The following is an 18,663-nucleotide window of genomic DNA, read 5'->3' on the forward strand; positions in this document are numbered from 1 at the left end:
ACTGATATTATATGAAAACGCATCCATTATGTAAACGCATTCTTTTTCCTTTGCAATACGGAAAAAATTCCTAACATTGCGGAAATTACTGTAAAAATAGTCTTTTTTCCGCATTAAAAAATTTCCGCTACGGAAAATACTTGATTTTTTTAGAAAAAAAGAGACAGACTAGAAAACTAGTCTGACTTCTCTAAAAGAAAGCTGGAATAAATAGTTTTGTGTAAATCACAAAAACTTGATTTTCTTGCAAACCTAACTCATTGATAATTAGCTTTTTAAGTTTTTCATCATTCACCTTAGAATATACACGATAGCCTTTAGAATCCTTATGAAGCAGTTGAATTGTTTCAGCAATTTTTTGATTTGTTAAAATATCTGGCTGCTTATCAAGATTTGAAAACTTGATAATATAGGGACCTCCCATTTGTTCACCTTGATTATCATAATTTTTTCGATATTTACTTGTTCCAAACCAAGCAGCTGCAATTGCAACCAAAAAAAGTACAAGCCATAAATTAAAACGAAGCATTTTTACATCTCCTACATCATACCAAGTGCACCAGATAGTTGTGCAGGGCGAATATAGACCTGCTCATCTGATAAGTGATAGTCTGCCATTAAAATCTTTTTCAATTCCACATCGTTGAGGTGTGATTGAACACTGAAAGTGTCGTCTGATGAGCCAACGACTCTAAGTTTTCCTTTAAGATGTGAATTATTTGCTAAATCAGGCAATGTTACTTCGTCTTTCACCACTATCACGTAATTATATCCAAAGTTTTTTGTCACCCATAGTTTCGCATGAACTGTGTAAATAGCAGCCGCAATAAAAGCAAGCATTACAATAATTCCTATTGTTTCTAACATCGTTAATCTCCTTATGCCTTTTATTCTGAAGCGTTTCTTAAGACTTCATTGGCATTATAAGACATTTATACAAAAAAAACAATTATTTTTTAAAACAAAATGTCACAAATATTAACTTTTTTATTTTTGAACTTCTTCGACAAGTACCTGAGTTGAATCCAAACCATAATCTTTCATCAAGGTTGTTTTCAGCTCAGTATCATTAATCTTTGATTGTACTATACAAGTGTCATCTGTCACTGAAATAATCTTAATCTTTCCTCTGAGATTATGATTTTTTCTCAAATCTGGCAACTTCAGGCCATGCTGCATAGCAATCGAATAATGGTAAATTGGACCTTTGGTAAGACCGAGTTTAATCTGGGCAACACGAATGATTGCAAAAATTAACAAGAGTCCAAAAATAATTGCTAGAATCGTCACCATAATACCTTAAACACCTCCTTGTTCCTAACAGGAACACTCGAATTATACGATTACTATAATCTTTTTTTGAAAGCCCTGTCAATTATTTTCTGTAAACCTTATTCCTGTGATTAAATAGGAAGATTGCACGACATTTCCCTTGTAAAAAAGCCTTTAAAACATCGACTTATCAACGTTTTAAAGACTTTTAAGTTTATTTATAAATGATTTTACAAATTAGGATAATTCCTGCTAGAGCAACAGAAATGGAATTAGCTACGATTAGAGCTGGATCTGAAACAGAAATGCCATGAGCCAACCATAATGCCATACCAGATACTGACATGGTATACATGCCTAGTGAAATAGACTCAACATCTTTTGTTTTTAAAACTTTAATCATTTGTGGTAAAAAACCAAAAGTTGTCAAACAAGCCGCAATATATCCAATCATAAACTTCTCTCTTTCTTACAACCATCTAAAAACCTTCGTGAGGTAAGAGATTACACCCTCACAAAGGTTATCAATTCAAATCAAACGTTAAATGTCTTCACCATTAGATGCAATGACTTTCTTGTACCAGTCAAATGACAATTTTGGTGTACGTTTGTATGTGCCATTACCTTCATCGTCTTTATCAACGTAAATGAAACCATAGCGTTTACGCATTTCACCCGTACTTGCTGAGACAAGGTCAATACAACCCCATGGTGTGTATCCCATCAAATCAACACCGTCTTCGTCAACAGCTTTAATCATTTCTTTGATGTGAGCACCAAGGTAATCAATACGGTAATCATCGTGAACCATACCATCTTCTTCAACTTGGTCAATCGCACCAAAACCATTTTCTACGATGAAAAGTGGCAAGTGATACATATCAGTAAACCAGTTCAAGCTATAACGAAGTCCTTCTGGGTCAATTTGCCAACCCCATTCAGAAGCTTTGACGTATTTATTTTTAATCAAATCTTCTGTTTCAAGGTAGTCAAAGTGAGGGTTATTTTCACGGTGAGCATCAATTGCAAATGACATGTAATATGAGAAGCCGATATAATCAACAGTTCCTTCTTTCAAATCAGCCAAGTCTTCTTCTGTCACATCGACATCAATGCCTTTACGTTCCCAATATTTAAGAATGTGATTTGGATAGAAGCCATGCACATGCACATCAGCAAAATAATAGCGTTTTTCCATTGCCTTTTGTGCCATCAAGATATCTTTTGGATTGCATGTTGCGGGATAAATTGGACACATAGCAATCATACAACCAATTTGAAAATCAGGATTGATTTCACGACCAATTTTAACCGCACGCGCTGACGCTACCAATTCATAGTGAGCTGCTTGATACATAATTGCTTCACGATCATCACCTTCTTTGTAGACGATACCAGAGTTTGTAAATGGAGCAAAATCTTCTTGATAGTTAGCTTGGTTATTAATTTCATTGAATGTCATCCAATATTTAACTTTATCTTTGTAGCGACGGAAACAAGTTTCAGCAAAGCGAACAAAGAAGTCAACCAATTTACGATTTGTGAAACCACCGTATTCTTTAACCAAGTGATATGGCAATTCAAAGTGAGACAAAGTCACAACTGGTTCAATACCATGTTTCAAACATTCATCAAATAAGTCATCGTAAAATTGCAAACCAGCTTCATTTGGTTCTAATTCATCCCCATTTGGGAAAATTCGTGTCCATGCAATTGAAGTACGGAAACATTTGAAGCCCATTTCAGCAAACAAAGCAATGTCTTCTTTGTAGTGGTGATAGAAATCAATCGCTTCATGGTTTGGATAATATTTTCCTTCAACAACACCATCGGTGATTTCACGAGGAACACCATGACGTCCTGCTGTCATTACGTCAGCAACACTGAGTCCTTTTCCTCCTTCTTTCCAACCACCTTCAAGTTGGTGAGCAGCAACTGCACCACCCCACAAAAAATTATCTGGTAACTTAGCCATTACATATCCTCCTTGTTTTTTACAATGCCATTATAGCAAGCGGTTACAAAAATAGAAATAGAAAAAATTTCCTAAGTCATTAGGAAATTCTATCTATCTTGTTTCAGTATTATTTTTTCAAAATGAGAAGTAAATCCCACATAAAAAGCAAGCCTGCTACAATAAATAACCCTATCGATACTGGTGTCATTTGGAGATTAAAACTCAAAATAGTTGCCGCCATTAAAACAGCAAAAAAGAGAATGCTTACAACAAACCGATTAGCCACTCGATTAAAGAACTTGATGCGATTTGTGTAGTCGTACAGGTCATGATTAACCAAGATACGTCCATTTAGCACCTGCTCTAAAAGTTGATTGAGCCTACGTGGAATATTTTTACCATTTTTGAGTTGGTAGAATAGCTCAATAAGCAAAGTTTCTTTATTCAAGGCTTGTTTGAGCATATCTGGTCCCATATTTTCCAAGAAATAATTCTTAGCAAGAGTCATTAAATCAACTTCTGGCGCTAATTCTCGAAAAATCCCTTCAATTTGAAGTGCAGCTTTTTCCAGAATAGTAATCTGTGGCGAAGCCTTTAGACCATTTTTGACAAATACATTAAGCAAATCTTCAATTAAATCTGTGATAGATAAAGCACCGATGTCAAGGCTAGAATACTTGGCAAGCATGCGTTCAACATCTTGAGCTAACGCCGTTTTGTTCATCGATGTATCAAAGCTTGTGACCGCAAGAATTCCTTGCATCATTCCTTCAACATCTTGAGCCGTAAAGCTATATAAAATATCGTTTAAAGCCACGCGCATACCATTTTCAAGCTTTCCCATGATACCAAAATCAATGAAATAAATCTTTCCATCAGAAATAAAAAGATTTCCTGGGTGTGGATCACCATGGAAAAATCCATCTTTAAAGACTTGCTTGATAAAGCTTAACATGAGCTTTTTACCAACATCTTCAAGGTCATAACCAGCTTTAACCAACTCATCATAATGATTAATTGGAATACCTGAAACGTAGTCTTCAACAATCATTCGAGGAGTTGTAAATTCATCATAAACTTCTGGAATGGCGACACATTTAACGTTTTGATTGAGTTCAGCAAAAGTAATCATAGCTTGCGCTTCATTGCGAAAATCAATCTCACGTGTCAAGCTTTCCTTTATCTGTTGTAGAACTTCAGGTAGATTAACCATCGGTAGCATGGCTTTTGGAACACGTCTGGACAATCGAATTAACAAAGTCAAGTCTTGTTCAATGATTTCAGGTAAATTTGGACGTTGAATCTTGATAATAACATCTCGGCCATTTAACAATCGAGCGCAATGTGTCTGAGCTACTGAGCCACTTGCCAAGGGCTCTGGTGTAATTTCAGTAAAATAAGCTGAAACTGGACCAGAAAGCTCAGCAGAAATAGCTTCCATCACCAATTCAGTTGGCAATGGAAGCACATTACTTTGCAGTTTACTCAATTCTTTGACATAAGCTTCAGGAAATAAATCACTTCGTGTTGATAAAATTTGACCAATTTTTACAAAACTTGGCCCTAATTTTTCAAAAGCAAGACGTAGTTTTCTTGGCGTTGATTTATCTTCTGCTGCTTTTCCTTTTTCGATTATAGACGTTAATCCAACTGAACTAAAAGCACCAATGATTTCTCGTAAGCGTCTACCTGACATACTCCACCTTTTCTAATTTAGGATATTTGACTTTTTCAACAGTGCATCAATCTTGTCTTCAAGACGAGAAACATCTTCCTTGGTAGCGTATTGAATTGGCTTTGTTTTTCTATCAAGATCAGTTAAGAATTCTTTTGCTTCGTCTTCACTTCGTCTCTTGAGTTCAGACTGTAATTCCTTTCCTTCGTCAACAGTGAGGCGTCCTTTTTCGACTAACTCTTTAACAAAAGCATCAGCTTTTTCCAAAGTCATTGACGTCAAACCAATACCAGCTAAGAGAACTTTTTTCAATTCTTCCATGATAATTCCTCCTTGAACGACTTTTATTAACATTATGTTTACCCTTCCATTCTACTACTTTTGAGTCAAAATAGCTAAAAAGAAGGGCACCCTTTCATGAAAATATCGCTAGCGCTTTTCCAACCGATAATACTTTAATCTTGATATTTTTTGGAAAATCTATGAAAACCTTTTCTAGAATACGCTTCCATTTTTCAAAAACTTTTGATATAATAAAAGGGTATTATAATACTATGATATGATTAGAAGGATTGTTATATGAATAAGATTAATTCTGCTCATGAAGTAAAAATAGATGAAAGTAAACATCTATTGCCTTACGACTATTACAGTACAGTCGTTGAGAACGGCCGTCCTGACGTACTTTTTCACTGGCATCCAGAGGTTGAAATCAATTATATCTATGAAGGTTCTGCACGTTTTCACATTGACTATGATTATTTCAATAGTCAAGCTGGTGATATTATCCTCATCAGACCTAATGGAATGCATTCTATTCACCCGCTTGAAAATCAAAAGCATGTGACTGATACTTTCCGCTTTCACTTAGATATGATTGGCTATTCAATCGTTGACCAAGTTAGTCTAAGGTATTTGCAGCCTTTGCAAACAAGTCTTTACAAATTTGTTCCCCGCATTCAACCTGGTATGGAAGGATATGAAGAAATCAAAGAATGTCTCTTTACTATTTTTGAACTTTCAAAAAACGAAGGACGTCACTTTGAATTAATGTTAAAATCAAAACTTAACGAATTTCTTTATCTACTTTTTTACTATCGTTATGTCTTACGCAAAAACACCGATGATACTTACCGTAAAAACGAGCAAATTCGTGAATTGATTGATTTCATTAATAACAATTACCAAAAGAATCTTTCAATTGATTATCTATCGAAGTTCATGGGATACAGCAAAACGCATTTCATGGCTGTTTTTAAGCAACATACTGGAAGTTCATGTACTGAATTTATCATTCAAGTTCGACTTAGTAAAGCATGTGACATGCTAATCAATACTTCAAATCCAGTTCTTGAAATTGCAACAGCCGTTGGTTTTAATAATTTATCTAATTTTAATCGTCAGTTCAAGCGCTACTATGAGTTGACTCCAAGCCAATACCGCAAACAATTCAGCAAAAGAAAAGAAAGCCGAATCTTAATTAATCCAGCTAAAAATACTAAATAAACTAAGCCAAAACGGCTTAGTTTTTTTAATTAATTTTCGAGTTTTACAGCAACAAAAAAGAGCGCTTTTCGCGCTCCCTTTTTGCTAGGCGAGTGTAGTGAGGAGATAGTCGCCTGTAGTAATTTGTTTATCTTGAGTTGTCAAAACATCTTCATAATCTGATGAATTTGTCACAATAATTGGTGAGATTACTGGAAGATTTGCTTTGCGGATAGTATCTAAATCAAACTCAAGTAACTTTTGACCTGCTTGAACTTTATCGCCAACTTTAACAAGAGTGTTGAATCCATTACCTTCAAGTGATACAGTATCCATACCAACGTGAATCAAGATTTCTGCACCATTTTCAGTACGCATACCAATAGCGTGTCCTGTTGGGAAGACAAGAGTGATTTCACCAGATGCTGGTGCTGCTACTACACCTTCAGCTGGATCAACAGCAATACCTTTACCCATAGCTCCAGAAGCAAATACTTCATCAGGAACATTTTCAAGTTTGATAACTTTACCAGAAATAGGGCTAGCAATGATTTCTTGTTTTAATTCTTTGAGTTCAGCAACTGGTTGTGCTGGTTTTTCTTCAGTTTTTGGAGTTTCATCTTTTGGTCCACCGTAAAGGTAAGGAACTGGAGCAACCATTTGGATAGCAAATGAGATAAGAATTGCAGCAAGTGTGAATGCAAGACCAATCCACATTGGAGTCATGCCATCAGTTGGGCTAACCCATGCTGGGAATTGGAAAATACCCATTGCACCGAAAGCGTACATCTTAATATGGAAGAGTGATAGACCTGCACCAATCAAACCTGAAACTGCACATGAAATGTAGAATGGAGTTTTCATTGGTAGTGTAATACCATAAATTGCTGGTTCAGTGACACCAAAGATTGATGAAATGAATGCTGGCATTGCAATTGTTTTAACTTTTTGTTCTTTTGTTTTAAGCATAATCGCTGCAAGAACACCTGTTTGTGTAAAGTTTGGAAGAGCTGCAGCAAGAAGAATATCAGTCCATCCATTTTGTGAGAATTGAAGCATTGCAAGTGGAACAAGTGCCCAGTGAAGACCAAACATAACCATAACTTGCCACAAAGCACCAAGTAACAATCCATAAACGATTGGACTAAAGTTCATAATTGATGTAAAGGCATTTGAAATTAAATCAGATGCGTAATTTGCAACTGGTCCTACAACCAAGAAAGTCAATGGAACAGTTACAATAATTGTAACAAATGGAACGACAAAAACTTTAACAACATCTGGAGTGATTTTCTTCATCCATTTTTCAATCAATGAAGCAACCCAAACTGCCAAGATAACTGGCATTACAGTTGAAAGGTATGAACCTGATGAAGGTAATTCAAAAGGAATACCTAAAACGTTATTGATCCCTGCTTTTGTCAGAGTCGCAACTGTTGTTGCAATATCAGGATAAACTAGTGCTGTAGCAATCGCTGCTGCTGTCCATTCGTTCATCTTGAATTTTCGAGCTGAAGTAAATGCGATTAAAACTGGTAAGTATTGGAAGAAACCATCACCAGCAGCATTTAAAATAGCATAAAGTGCATTATTATCTGCTGACCATCCAAGAGTTGCCCCCAAAATAGCAACTACACCTTTAACAATACCAGCGGCAGCAAGTGGTCCAAGGAATGGTTGGAAAATACCTGAAATCAAATCAACAAATCTATCAAAGAGATTTCCTTTTGGTCCGTCTCCTTCATCGATATCAAGACTTCCCCCAGCAGCAATGCCACCAACTTTAAGAACTTCATCGTAAACATCTGGAACGTGATTTCCGATAACAACTTGGTATTGACCTCCGGCTTTAACAACCGTTACAACACCGTCGCGTTGTTTGAGATAATCATCATCTGCTTTTGATTCATCTTTCAAATCAAAACGAAGACGTGTGACACAATGTTTTAAGCTGTTGACATTTTCTTTACCACCAACGTGTGCTAAAATGTCTTGAGCTAATTCAGTATATTTAGCCATAATTGGCTCCTTTCTAAGTAACAGAAAAAACCTAAATAAACACCAAACAACTTCTTGCGCCCAATCGGTAACGCCGAAATTATCTCGTATTTATTTAGGTTTTGCCTGCTTATCAGTAACAATCCTTTTAACAATTCTTAGTATAGCATGCGCTTTCATAAAATGCAAGCGCTTTTACGAAAGTTTTTTAGAAAATTTAATCGTTTTCACTGAAATGAAAAAGAAAACTTTCTCCAATCATTGGTGCATCAAGGTCTTTCATTTTTTTCCAATATATTTTCATCGTGAATTTTTTTCAAAAAAATCTTCTCAAACTGAATTCGAGAAGATTTAAACTTAATTACTACTAGTTTCTAGACGTTGAATATGAATGGTAATATAGACCTGCTCGTCCTTGCTCATTGGAAAATCGTAGCTACTTTCAACATAGTTTTTAATCTTTTCAGAACACGAAAAAGCTACAGGATAGTTTAATTTTACTTGTTCATACAAAAAACTGTCATTTTTCCCTTGAACAACACCATTAACAACACGTTGGGCAAAATACTGAATATGAGTAATGAAACGATTATAACTAACCGAATCCTCATCAACAACCTTACCATAGAACAATCGTACAATTCCCAAAATATCTGTTACAATTTTTGACATTTGATAATTTTGTTCTATCATGCCAGAATCCTTCTGAGCATTGATAAAATGAAGTGCAATTGATGAGATTTCATCATCTGGAAGAATGACACCTAATTTTTCAAAGACAATCTTCAAAGCATCACGTCCCAATTGATACTCTTTTGGAAAAAATTTTCGAATTTCCCAAGATAGTGGATTTTGAATCGTTAAATTCTCACGATTTCGTTGAAGTGTGTAATGGAGGTGATCAGCTAGTGCTATATAAAAAGCTGTGTCAAAAGTTGTACTAAGAACTTTTTGTCCATGCTTGATAATATCAAGAACTACTTCAGTCTCTGCTGGAGACAAATCAACATAGACTCGTGTTAATTCGTTAGTAGCTTTGCTATCTTGCATAACAAATGTTTTTTCAATTAAGGATGCATCAATCTCATCATCTGGTCTCTTTTGAAAACCAAGACCTCTCCCCATTACGATGATTTCTTCGTTGTTGTCACCTTTAACTAAAACAACGTTGTTATTATAGACTTTATCAATCCTCATTATCTACTACTCCCTCAAAAAAATTCGGAAAGAAAAGGCAAAACTAACGTACACAAAAGGCAATGTCAAACTGACATTTCTTTACACTGTACATTAGGTTTTGCCTGCTTAACCAGTAACAATCCTCTTACTCTATCCATTGTATCAAAACTTTTAGGAAAATGAAAGGGGATACAAAACTTTTGCTCAGTAATTTACATTAATAATTGACGAATTTTTCCTATTTCTGGTTCGTTGACGACCAAGAAAATGGTATCTCCAGCATTGAGAATCGTATTTCCTCGTACAACCTCTGATTTTTGACGGTGAATTTGTGTGGTAATTAAAACGTTTTTTGGTAACGTCAAATCACAAACACGTTTACCTGCGATTTTATCAGATACAGTTAATTCAATAAGCGTTGGTTCAATGACTTCACAATCTTTAGGAATCGATAGCTTAGCTAGCATTGCTTCATAGATTGGTTCACCCTTTAATAAATCCATGACAATATACGCAACCAGAGTAACCACTGCAATCGTCATGAGTTGACGAAAATCACCAACCATTTCTGTTACCAAAATCATAGCAGTTAGCGGAGCTTTAGAAATGGCACCAAAATAACCAGCCATACCGAGCACAAGAAAATTAATCAAGGCTGCTGTAATAATAAAACCAAGCTGATTAACACCTAGACCGAATCCAAACCCAAGAAGAGACCCCAAAGTTAAAATCGGAAGAAAAATTCCCCCTGGGAGACCACTCGCATAACTAAAAGTACTCCAAATAAATCTGATAACAAAGTACAAGCAAACTACTGCAATCGTCAAATGACTTGTCGCCAAAGATGTGATTAAGCCATTACCACCGCCAAGCAATTGGGGATAAAAATAACCAATCGGTAAAATCAAAACTGCAGCAAAAATGCCATAAAAATAATTCGGAATATGGCATACTTTTCCTAAGAAATCATAGACAGCACCTGCATTTAACGTTACCTTTTCATAAAGATAACCCATAGCGCCTAAAAAGGCTCCTAAAATCAGCAAAAGCCAATAATCTTTCAAAGGTAGGATAACAAGTTCACCTGGCATGTCAAGAACTGGGGTCAAGCCAAAAATATTTAAAGAAATAAAGTTAGCAACTAAACTTGCAACCAGAGCTGATATCCAAACCAAGCGTGAAAACTGGTGATATATTTCTTCAACAACAAAAAGCAAACCAGCAATTGGGGCATTAAAGGCTGCTGAAAGTCCTGCTGCTGCTCCGCTAGCAATCAAAACACGCTGTTCCATACGCTGTGCCTTCAACGTTTTTGCAACACCTTTTCCTGCCATTGCTCCCAATTGAATGCTAGGACCTTCACGACCTAACATAAATCCCATTGAAATTGCTAGAGTACCACCAAGGAATTTTTTCCAGAGAACCGACCACCAATCAGGGTGAAGAAGCCCCTTTAACTCTCCTTCCACGTGAGGAATACCAGAACCCTTAATATCAGAGTCAGATTTCACCAAAAATCCAATTGCAACAACCACAATCACACTTACTAGCAAAATCAAACCTAGCAAAGCAGGATTTTCATGTGATAGTTGGTAATATTTGACAACTTGGGCAAAGATTTTTGCAATCAAGAGTCTAAAAAGGCTAACCACAATTCCTGCAGCGCACCCAACTACAATTCCTCGCCATACGAAACTCAAAATCGAGGATAGAGAAAACTCATACTCCCTACGATAACTTTCCATTTACTACTCCTTACTAAATCTTATTAAGTTCAAACTGTTATTAAAGATTTTCAAAAAACTCTCATTACTATTTTATCAAATCTTAGTGATGATTTCGAGCTCATTAAAAAAGAGCTTGGAAATTTCCAAACTCAATTTATCATTTACGATACATTTTAAATTGTAAGTATAAATCGTTATAAATGCCAAGCCATTTTTGACCAAGATTGTCATAAACTTCTAGATTTTTAAAAGTTTCGGTTGATGGATAGAATGCCTCGTCATTTTTTACATCATCAGGTAATAACTTCTTAGCCTCATTATTTGGTGTTGCATAGCCAATGTACTCAGCATTCTGCGCAGCATTTTCGGGTTTTAGCATAAAGTTAATGAAAGCATAAGCTTCTTTAATGTGTTTTGCCGTTTTTGGAATAACAAGATTATCAAACCAAAGATTAGAACCTTCGCTCGGAACGACATAATGTAAGTCTTCATTAGAATCAAGCATTTCACTTGCTTCACCTGAGAAAGTGACACCGATCGCCGCATCACCATTAATCATATAGCCTTTCATTTCGTCACCGACAACTGCTTTGATATTCGGTGTTAAACCATCTAATTTTTCAGATGCCGCATCAAGTTCAGCCAATGATTTTGTATTCAGGCTATAACCAAGTGTTCCAAGACCAATTCCCATTGCTTCGCGGGCACCGTCAACAAGCATAATGTCATTAGCGTACTCAGGCTTCCAAAGATCTGACCAATGCTCAGGTGCATTTGCAACCATAGTATCATTATAAACAATACCAAGTGTTCCCCAAAAATATGGAACAGAATAATCATTGTTTTTATCAAAGCTTAAGCCGAGAAATTCTTTTCCGATGTTATCTAAGCCATTAATCTTTGATTTATCAAGCTTGATAAGAAGATTTTCTTTGCGCATCTTATCAATCATGTAATCAGATGGAACTGTAATGTCATAAGTTGTCCCACCTTGCTTGATTTTAGTGTACATAGATTCATTAGAATCAAAAGTCTCGTATTGAACCTCAATGCCAGTTTCTTTAGTAAATTTTGTAATCAGATCCGGGTCAATGTAATCACCCCAGTTGTAAATGACCAATTTATCAGACTGGCTAGAAGAACTTGACGTCTGTTGCATATAGAATGAGACACCAAACAAGACAAAAGTTACCGCAATTATTCCGAAAACAAACGAATATAGTCTACGCATCGCGAGCCTCCTTCTTATCTTGTGAGATGAAGTAATAACCAATCACGAGCAGAATACTAAAGATAAAGACAATCGTTGAAAGAGCATTGATTTCTAGAGAGATTCCGCGTCTTGCACGTGAATAAATTTCAACTGAAAGTGTTGAGAAACCATTTCCTGTAACAAAGAAGGTTACCGCAAAATCATCCAAAGAATAGGTAAATGCCATGAAGAACCCTGAAATAATTCCAGGTGTTAAATATGGCAGCATTACTTCTTTCAGCATTTGCCATGGAGTTGCTCCCAAGTCATAGGCTGCATTAATCATATCGTCATTCATTTCTTTAAGTCGTGGTAATACCATAAGCACCACAATCGGAATTGAAAACGCAATGTGACTTAGTAAAACAGTCATAAAGCCTAGATTAAAGTGAAAAATATCAGCCAAACGGGTGAACAGAATCAAGAAACTTGCACCAATCATAACATCTGGCGCCACCATCAAAATATTATTCAAAGATAAAATAGATTGCTGACGTTTCTGACGTGATTGATAAATGTAAATTGCTCCAAAGGTACCGATTGCTGTCGCTAAAATCGAACTCAAAAATGCTAGGAAAAATGTTTGAATCAAAATTAACATCAAACGACTATCCGCAAACATTTCTGAATAATGCTCTAAAGTAAAACCTGTAAAGCCATTCATATCTCCCCCTTGATTAAATGAGTAAAAAATCAAGTAAAAAATAGGGATATAAAGGATAACAAAGACCAAGGCTAAATATAGATTTGCAAATTTTTTCATTTTCGTCTCTCCTTAGTCATCCACATAATCACAAGCATTGCCATGATTAAAATCACTCCAATAGTAGAACCCATTCCCCAGTTTTGTGTTGTTAGGAAATGTTGCTCAATTGCAGTACCAAGTGTTATTACTCGGTTACCACCGATCAAACGTGTCAACATGAACAGACTTAAACTTGGAATAAAGACAGACTGAACACCACTTCTAACACCGTTTAATGACAATGGAAAGACAACCTTTGTAAAGGTTTGAAAATTATTTCCGCCCAAGTCATGACTAGCATTAATCAAATTCTCATCAATATCATCAAGCGCATTAAAAATCGGCAAAATCATAAATGGAATTTCAATGTATGATGCAACAAAGATAAATGAAAAATCAGTGAACAAGATTTGTTTTGGACCAATACCGACAAATGATAAGAAGGCATTGACACCACCCTGTTGGCCAAAAATACCCATAAAAGCGTAAGCTTTTAACAAAAGGTTAATCCAAGTTGGCAAAATAACCAGCATTAACCAGAGTTGCTTGTGCTTAAGTTGCGTCAAAAAATAAGCAGTCGGATAAGAAATGACCAAAGTTACCAAAGTAATAATAGCCGCATACAAGATTGAGTTAAAACTCATTCTAAGATAAGTCCAAGAACTAAAGAAAGTCTTGTAGTTATCAAGCGTAAATTGACCTTGGATATCAAAAAATGATTGCCACAAAATCAAAATAACTGGCGCAATGACAAACAGCAACAACCATAAAATATATGGAATGGAGAAGAAACTATTTTTCTTCATTTCGCTCCTCCTCGATAGCATGAATCAAACCATCTTCATGCTCTTCCATTTCAACATACTCTTCAAGACGAGCATCAAATTCTTCTTCTGTCTCATTTAGACGCATGATGTGAATATCTTCAGGCGTAAAATCAAGACCGATGACTTCTCCTTCAATCGCCTTGCGTGTTGAGTGAATCATCCATTCATTGCCAAGTTCATCATGAGCCATAATTTCATAGTGAACACCACGGAAAAGTTGTGTATCAACTTTAACACGAAGTTTTCCTTCTTCTGGCATTGTGATTTGCAAATCTTCTGGACGAATGACAACTTCAACCGCTTCATTTGGTCGCATACCACCATCAACTGCTTCAAAACGTTTGCCATTGAACTCAACTAAATAATCTTCAATCATTGTTCCAGGCAAAATGTTTGATTCGCCAATGAAGGTCGCAACGAAGTGATTGATTGGTTCATCGTAAATATCAACAGGCGTACCAGATTGGACAATTTCGCCATCATTCATGACAAAAATCCAGTCAGACATAGCTAGTGCTTCTTCTTGGTCGTGAGTGACAAAAACAAAGGTAATACCAAGACGTTGTTGCAATTCACGAAGCTCATATTGCATCTCTGTACGAAGTTTTAAATCCAATGCTGACAAAGGTTCGTCAAGCAAGACTACTCGTGGCTCATTGATAATCGCACGCGCAATCGCCACACGCTGACGCTGCCCACCCGATAATTTTTGAATTGGGCGCTTCTCAAAGCCAGCCAAACGCACCATTTTAAGTGCTTCTTCTACACGACGCTCAATTTCTTTTTTGTCGACTTTTTTTAATTTTAGAGGAAAAGCGACATTTTCAAAGACATTCATATGTGGAAATAGAGCGTAATTTTGAAAAACAGTGTGGACATCACGTTTATTAATTGGAATTTCATTAATACGTTCACCATCAAGGAACACATCACCAGTCGTTGGTTGTAAAAGACCAGCAATGATATTCAAAATGGTTGATTTACCTGAACCTGATGCACCAAGAAGAGTGTAAAACTTTCCTTCTTCAAGTTCAAAGTTAATGTCCTTTAAAACAACTGTACCGCTGTCTTCAAATACTTTTGATACGTTTTTAAATGCAATAATTGGATTAGTCAATTCTCATAAAACCTCCATGGAGCTTCTTTAATCTTTTTTCTCACCGATAATTCGAACTTCGCGTTCTAAGCGAACACCTGAGTTTTTCTCAACGGTATCAATAACATAAGCAATCAAATCTTCATAATCTTGTGCTGTACCATCAGCAACATTCACCATAAATCCAGCGTGTTTCTTACTAACTTCAACACCACCGATACGGTGTCCTTTTAGATTTGCCTCAGTAATCAATTGTCCAGCAAAGTGACCAACAGGTCGTTTGAATACTGAACCACATGATGGGTATTCAAGTGGTTGTTTCAATTCACGTAAATGTGTTAAACGAGCCATTTCTTGCTCGATAAGAACATAGTCACCTGGTTTAAGGGCAAATTTTGCTGAAATAACAATATCACCACTGTCTTGAACTGCAGAATGACGATAACCAAACTTCATGTCACGTGCTTCGATTGTCTTAACTTTTCCTTCTTTTGTAAGCACTTGTGCAGAAACTAAGACATGTGAAATTTCACCACCGTAAGCTCCAGCATTCATGAAAACAGCTCCACCGACACTACCTGGAATACCACAAGCAAATTCAAAGCCTGTTAAACTGTGGTATTTAGCAATACGTGTTGTTTCTGCTAAGTTTGCACCTGCTTCTGCTTCAATAACATAACCGTTAACAGTAACGGTATTTAATTTATCAAACATGATGACAAAACCACGAATACCACCATCACGAACGATGATATTACTTGCATTACCAAGCACCATCCATGGAATGTCATTTTTATTGGCGAATTCTACGATACGAACCAATTCATAGCGGTTACGTGGAAAAGCGAGATAGTCTGCTGGACCTCCCACTTTTGTAAACGTATATTTTTTTAAGGGTTCATTAACGCGAATATCAATTCCTTTTAGTTCTTCATTTAAAAATTCTAACATTTTCTTCCAACTCTAAAACTATTTAATCAAAATCGTAGTTACCTTTTGATTAAAATCAACTAATCCATCAAAAAATGACTAGTTCATTTATGATCAAATGATTGTATCAACTACTAAAAAATCGGCATAAAGCCGACCTTAATTATAACAAAAAAATCAGCTTTTGACGATATTTAAGACTGAAGTTTTCGCACTTCTTCAAGATTTAATTTTTTTAAATAAGACGTAATAGATTTGCCACAAATGTTAAGTGACGGTGCAATATCATACAAAGGCACCAAAACAAAGGCACGTTCTGTCATATAAGGGTGCGGAACTTTCAAATTTTCTTCATTGATATGGTCATCACCATACAAAAGAATATCAATATCAATTGTTCTTGGTCCCCAATGTTCATGACGAACACGGTCTAAATCTTTCTCGATTTGTTGACAATTTACTAGTAACTCTTGCGCAGGTAAACTAGTTTCCAACTCACAGCACAGATTTAAAAAATCATCTTGATCTGTTTTACCCCAGGCTGCTGTTTCATAAAATGGCGAAACAGACGTTACCTGAGTTTTTGGCAATTGATTTAGCTTATTAAGAGCAGATTCCAAATATGCTTTTTTATCACCAATATTACTACCAAGACTTAAAAATACTTTTGTCATTAGCGCTCCCGTTCTAACTCAATGCCGACCGAGTCATAATGCCCGTTAATTGGCGGATTTTCTTTTGAAATTTTGATTTTAATGGCTTGAACAGCAGGAAATTGCTCAAAAATATCTTGGCATATTGCACCACCCAAGCGTTCAATCAAAATATATTTATGTTCTTCGACTTGTCTTTTAATCACTTCAAAAGCTAAACCATAATGGACGGTATCTTCCAAGCGATCACTTTGCGAAGCATTTTGCAAATCAACAGACAACGTGCAGTCAACGACGAAAATTTGACCTAGTGTCTGCTCCTCTTTGAAGGCACCATGATAACCATAAAATCGGCAACCTTGCAAATAAATTTTATCCATATACCTTTATACAACAAAGAAGCTTTGCTATATAGCAAAGACAACTTTTATTACTCCTTTCAAGCGAGTTGACTAATGACATTAACAATATCTCGGTTAGCTTCTACATTGTGCACACGAACAATCTTACAACCTTTAGCAATAGCCCATGCAGATAACGCTGCTGTTCCCATGTCTCGCTCAGTAGCTTTTGTTCCACCACCAAGCAAAAAGTCAACTGTACGTTTACGTGAAATACCAAAAAGAACTGGGTATCCTAATTGACAAACGGCTTCTAAGCCCTTCAAAAGCTCAACATTTTGTGTTTCATTTTTAGCAAATCCAAAACCTGGGTCAATCCAGATATTTTCTTTAGCAACGCCAGCGGCTAATGCTGCATCCGCTCTTTCTTTCAAGAATTCACAAACTTCACTAGTGATATTATCGTATTTTTCTTCTTTCTGATTATGCATTAAAATAATCGGAACATTCTTTTCGGCAGCAAGCGCTAGCATTTCACCATCATAAAGACCTGCCCATACATCATTTAAAATATCTGCGCCAGCCTCCAAAGCAGCACGAGCTGTTTGAGTTTTATAAGTATCAATGCTCACTAGTACATCAAATTTGGCTTTGAGAGCTTTGATGACTGGAACAACACGTTTGATTTCCTCTTCAGCATCGACAAAAGTGTACCCAGGGCGTGTTGATTCACCACCGACATCGATGATTTTAGCGCCTTGTGCAATCATTTTTTCTGCTTGATTAAGCGCTTTTTCAACGGATGTATAAGAACCGCCATCTGAAAATGAATCAGGAGTGACATTTAAGACACCCATGATACACGCTTTTCCAGCAACACTATGCTTACCAATTTTCATCATTCTCTCCTTTTACCAATGCTTAACTAGCTATTATTTCCCTAAAATAAGTGACAAAATTTCTTTTCGTTCTTCACGATTTTCTTTAAAAATACCACGAGCAACTGTTGTTACAGTCTTACTACCTGGCTTTTTAATGCCGCGCATTGTCATGCACATGTGCTCTGCTTCTACCATCACAAAAACACCTTTTGGATGAAGTGCTTCTTCGAGGGCAGTCGCTACTTGATCAGTTAAGCGTTCTTGCAATTGTGGACGTTTACTTGCCACTTCAACAGCACGCGCTAATTTGCTAAGACCAGTTACGCGACCATCACTTGGCAAATAAGCAACATGCGCTTTTCCATAAAAAGGAACCAAGTGGTGCTCACACATTGAATAAAAAGGAATATCCTTCACAAGCACAACCTCGTCATGATTTTCAGAAAAAACTGCTGTAAATTGATCTTTTGGATCTTCGTTTAAGCCTGAAAACATCTCTTGATACATCTTTGCAACACGTTTAGGAGTGTCAAGTAATCCTTCACGTTCAGGGTTTTCACCCAGTGCTTCTAAAAGTTGATATACTGCTGCTTCAAGTTTTTCTTGATTTGCCATTATCTTTTCCAATCTTTTTATATTTTTTCT

At 36.2% G+C, this 18,663-nt stretch carries 20 protein-coding genes; 1 reads left to right on the forward strand and 19 read right to left on the reverse strand.

Translation table 11 applies throughout. The features are described 5' to 3' along the window. Positions 1-190: 190 nt before the first annotated feature. The 7 genes from ACNTMY_RS04915 to ACNTMY_RS04945 form a co-directional block, all read right to left on the reverse strand. Positions 191-529: a hypothetical protein gene (locus tag ACNTMY_RS04915; RefSeq protein WP_423215609.1), complete on the reverse strand. Its 339-nt coding sequence runs from the start codon at positions 527-529 to the stop codon at positions 191-193. Between the two features lie 11 nt (positions 530-540). Continuing rightward, the gene (locus ACNTMY_RS04920) at positions 541-867 is read right to left on the reverse strand and encodes a hypothetical protein (protein WP_423215610.1); all 327 of its coding nucleotides are present in this window, start codon (positions 865-867) and stop codon (positions 541-543) included. 120 nt (positions 868-987) lie between these two features. Beyond that, the gene (locus ACNTMY_RS04925) at positions 988-1,293 is read right to left on the reverse strand and encodes a hypothetical protein (protein WP_423215611.1); all 306 of its coding nucleotides are present in this window, start codon (positions 1,291-1,293) and stop codon (positions 988-990) included. A gap of 193 nt (positions 1,294-1,486) precedes the next feature. Next, positions 1,487-1,726 (reverse strand): SemiSWEET transporter, encoded by a 240-nt coding sequence (locus tag ACNTMY_RS04930; RefSeq protein ID WP_004231953.1) that lies wholly within the window; start codon positions 1,724-1,726, stop codon positions 1,487-1,489. An 87-nt stretch (positions 1,727-1,813) separates the two neighbouring features. Further along, positions 1,814-3,247 (reverse strand): 6-phospho-beta-glucosidase, encoded by a 1,434-nt coding sequence (locus ACNTMY_RS04935; RefSeq protein ID WP_423215612.1) that lies wholly within the window; start codon positions 3,245-3,247, stop codon positions 1,814-1,816. A 109-nt stretch (positions 3,248-3,356) separates the two neighbouring features. After that, positions 3,357-4,925: an ABC1 kinase family protein gene (locus tag ACNTMY_RS04940; RefSeq protein ID WP_423215613.1), complete on the reverse strand. Its 1,569-nt coding sequence runs from the start codon at positions 4,923-4,925 to the stop codon at positions 3,357-3,359. Positions 4,926-4,937: 12 nt separating this feature from the next. Then, positions 4,938-5,225 carry a phasin family protein gene (locus ACNTMY_RS04945; protein ID WP_024344011.1) on the reverse strand — a complete coding sequence of 96 codons (288 nt, stop codon included), beginning with the start codon at positions 5,223-5,225 and terminating at the stop codon, positions 4,938-4,940. Between the two features lie 258 nt (positions 5,226-5,483). Between ACNTMY_RS04945 and ACNTMY_RS04950 the strand changes: the two genes are divergently transcribed. After that, positions 5,484-6,410 (forward strand): AraC family transcriptional regulator, encoded by a 927-nt coding sequence (locus ACNTMY_RS04950; RefSeq protein WP_423215614.1) that lies wholly within the window; start codon positions 5,484-5,486, stop codon positions 6,408-6,410. A gap of 84 nt (positions 6,411-6,494) precedes the next feature. Here the strand turns inward: ACNTMY_RS04950 and ACNTMY_RS04955 are convergent, their stop codons facing one another. The 12 genes from ACNTMY_RS04955 to folE form a co-directional block, all read right to left on the reverse strand. Beyond that, positions 6,495-8,408, reverse strand: a complete 1,914-nt coding sequence (locus tag ACNTMY_RS04955; RefSeq protein WP_423215615.1) for a beta-glucoside-specific PTS transporter subunit IIABC — start codon at positions 8,406-8,408, stop codon at positions 6,495-6,497. Positions 8,409-8,744: 336 nt separating this feature from the next. Beyond that, positions 8,745-9,584: a BglG family transcription antiterminator LicT gene (gene licT / locus ACNTMY_RS04960; protein WP_423215616.1), complete on the reverse strand. Its 840-nt coding sequence runs from the start codon at positions 9,582-9,584 to the stop codon at positions 8,745-8,747. A gap of 194 nt (positions 9,585-9,778) precedes the next feature. After that, positions 9,779-11,311 (reverse strand): chloride channel protein, encoded by a 1,533-nt coding sequence (locus ACNTMY_RS04965; RefSeq protein ID WP_423215617.1) that lies wholly within the window; start codon positions 11,309-11,311, stop codon positions 9,779-9,781. Between the two features lie 139 nt (positions 11,312-11,450). Next, on the reverse strand, positions 11,451-12,524 hold the full coding sequence (locus ACNTMY_RS04970; RefSeq protein ID WP_423215618.1) for an ABC transporter substrate-binding protein: 1,074 nt from the start codon (positions 12,522-12,524) through the stop codon (positions 11,451-11,453). After that, positions 12,517-13,308 carry an ABC transporter permease gene (locus ACNTMY_RS04975; protein WP_423215619.1) on the reverse strand — a complete coding sequence of 264 codons (792 nt, stop codon included), beginning with the start codon at positions 13,306-13,308 and terminating at the stop codon, positions 12,517-12,519. Before ACNTMY_RS04975 ends, ACNTMY_RS04970 begins: the two co-directional genes overlap by 8 nt. Continuing rightward, complete coding sequence (locus ACNTMY_RS04980; protein ID WP_021142407.1) at positions 13,305-14,096, reverse strand: ABC transporter permease; 792 nt, start codon at positions 14,094-14,096, stop codon at positions 13,305-13,307. The genes ACNTMY_RS04975 and ACNTMY_RS04980 overlap by 4 nt, the downstream gene beginning before the upstream one ends. Beyond that, complete coding sequence (locus ACNTMY_RS04985; RefSeq protein WP_021142408.1) at positions 14,083-15,234, reverse strand: ABC transporter ATP-binding protein; 1,152 nt, start codon at positions 15,232-15,234, stop codon at positions 14,083-14,085. Before ACNTMY_RS04985 ends, ACNTMY_RS04980 begins: the two co-directional genes overlap by 14 nt. 27 nt (positions 15,235-15,261) lie before the next feature. Then, positions 15,262-16,164 carry a UDP-N-acetylmuramate dehydrogenase gene (murB, locus tag ACNTMY_RS04990; protein WP_423215620.1) on the reverse strand — a complete coding sequence of 301 codons (903 nt, stop codon included), beginning with the start codon at positions 16,162-16,164 and terminating at the stop codon, positions 15,262-15,264. 173 nt (positions 16,165-16,337) lie between these two features. Next, entirely contained in the window at positions 16,338-16,817 is a 480-nt protein-coding gene (gene folK / locus ACNTMY_RS04995) for a 2-amino-4-hydroxy-6-hydroxymethyldihydropteridine diphosphokinase (RefSeq protein ID WP_423215621.1), read from the reverse strand. Next, entirely contained in the window at positions 16,817-17,176 is a 360-nt protein-coding gene (folB, locus tag ACNTMY_RS05000; protein ID WP_423215622.1) for a dihydroneopterin aldolase, read from the reverse strand. The genes folK and folB overlap by 1 nt, the downstream gene beginning before the upstream one ends. 59 nt (positions 17,177-17,235) lie before the next feature. Further along, on the reverse strand, positions 17,236-18,036 hold the full coding sequence (gene folP / locus ACNTMY_RS05005; protein ID WP_423216860.1) for a dihydropteroate synthase: 801 nt from the start codon (positions 18,034-18,036) through the stop codon (positions 17,236-17,238). A gap of 33 nt (positions 18,037-18,069) precedes the next feature. Then, on the reverse strand, positions 18,070-18,633 hold the full coding sequence (gene folE / locus ACNTMY_RS05010; protein ID WP_021142413.1) for a GTP cyclohydrolase I FolE: 564 nt from the start codon (positions 18,631-18,633) through the stop codon (positions 18,070-18,072). Positions 18,634-18,663: the final 30 nt, after the last annotated feature.

It is taken from the genome of Streptococcus equinus, from assembly GCF_049393735.1.
Classification (GTDB): Bacteria; Bacillota; Bacilli; order Lactobacillales; family Streptococcaceae; genus Streptococcus; species Streptococcus equinus_G.

Excerpts from the sequence above, each read along its gene's own strand:
- ACNTMY_RS04915 (WP_423215609.1), bottom strand. The coding sequence starts at position 529 with ATGCTTCGTTTTAATTTATGGCTTGTACTTTTTTTGGTTGCAATTGCA.
- ACNTMY_RS04920 (WP_423215610.1), bottom strand. The coding sequence starts at position 867 with ATGTTAGAAACAATAGGAATTATTGTAATGCTTGCTTTTATTGCGGCT.
- ACNTMY_RS04925 (WP_423215611.1), bottom strand. The coding sequence starts at position 1,293 with ATGGTGACGATTCTAGCAATTATTTTTGGACTCTTGTTAATTTTTGCA.
- ACNTMY_RS04930 (WP_004231953.1), bottom strand. The coding sequence starts at position 1,726 with ATGATTGGATATATTGCGGCTTGTTTGACAACTTTTGGTTTTTTACCA.
- ACNTMY_RS04935 (WP_423215612.1), bottom strand. The coding sequence starts at position 3,247 with ATGGCTAAGTTACCAGATAATTTTTTGTGGGGTGGTGCAGTTGCTGCT.
- ACNTMY_RS04940 (WP_423215613.1), bottom strand. The coding sequence starts at position 4,925 with ATGTCAGGTAGACGCTTACGAGAAATCATTGGTGCTTTTAGTTCAGTT.
- ACNTMY_RS04945 (WP_024344011.1), bottom strand. The coding sequence starts at position 5,225 with ATGGAAGAATTGAAAAAAGTTCTCTTAGCTGGTATTGGTTTGACGTCA.
- ACNTMY_RS04950 (WP_423215614.1), top strand. The coding sequence starts at position 5,484 with ATGAATAAGATTAATTCTGCTCATGAAGTAAAAATAGATGAAAGTAAA.
- ACNTMY_RS04955 (WP_423215615.1), bottom strand. The coding sequence starts at position 8,408 with ATGGCTAAATATACTGAATTAGCTCAAGACATTTTAGCACACGTTGGT.
- licT (WP_423215616.1), bottom strand. The coding sequence starts at position 9,584 with ATGAGGATTGATAAAGTCTATAATAACAACGTTGTTTTAGTTAAAGGT.
- ACNTMY_RS04965 (WP_423215617.1), bottom strand. The coding sequence starts at position 11,311 with ATGGAAAGTTATCGTAGGGAGTATGAGTTTTCTCTATCCTCGATTTTG.
- ACNTMY_RS04970 (WP_423215618.1), bottom strand. The coding sequence starts at position 12,524 with ATGCGTAGACTATATTCGTTTGTTTTCGGAATAATTGCGGTAACTTTT.
- ACNTMY_RS04975 (WP_423215619.1), bottom strand. The coding sequence starts at position 13,308 with ATGAAAAAATTTGCAAATCTATATTTAGCCTTGGTCTTTGTTATCCTT.
- ACNTMY_RS04980 (WP_021142407.1), bottom strand. The coding sequence starts at position 14,096 with ATGAAGAAAAATAGTTTCTTCTCCATTCCATATATTTTATGGTTGTTG.
- murB (WP_423215620.1), bottom strand. The coding sequence starts at position 16,164 with ATGTTAGAATTTTTAAATGAAGAACTAAAAGGAATTGATATTCGCGTT.
- folK (WP_423215621.1), bottom strand. The coding sequence starts at position 16,817 with ATGACAAAAGTATTTTTAAGTCTTGGTAGTAATATTGGTGATAAAAAA.
- folB (WP_423215622.1), bottom strand. The coding sequence starts at position 17,176 with ATGGATAAAATTTATTTGCAAGGTTGCCGATTTTATGGTTATCATGGT.
- folP (WP_423216860.1), bottom strand. The coding sequence starts at position 18,036 with ATGAAAATTGGTAAGCATAGTGTTGCTGGAAAAGCGTGTATCATGGGT.
- folE (WP_021142413.1), bottom strand. The coding sequence starts at position 18,633 with ATGGCAAATCAAGAAAAACTTGAAGCAGCAGTATATCAACTTTTAGAA.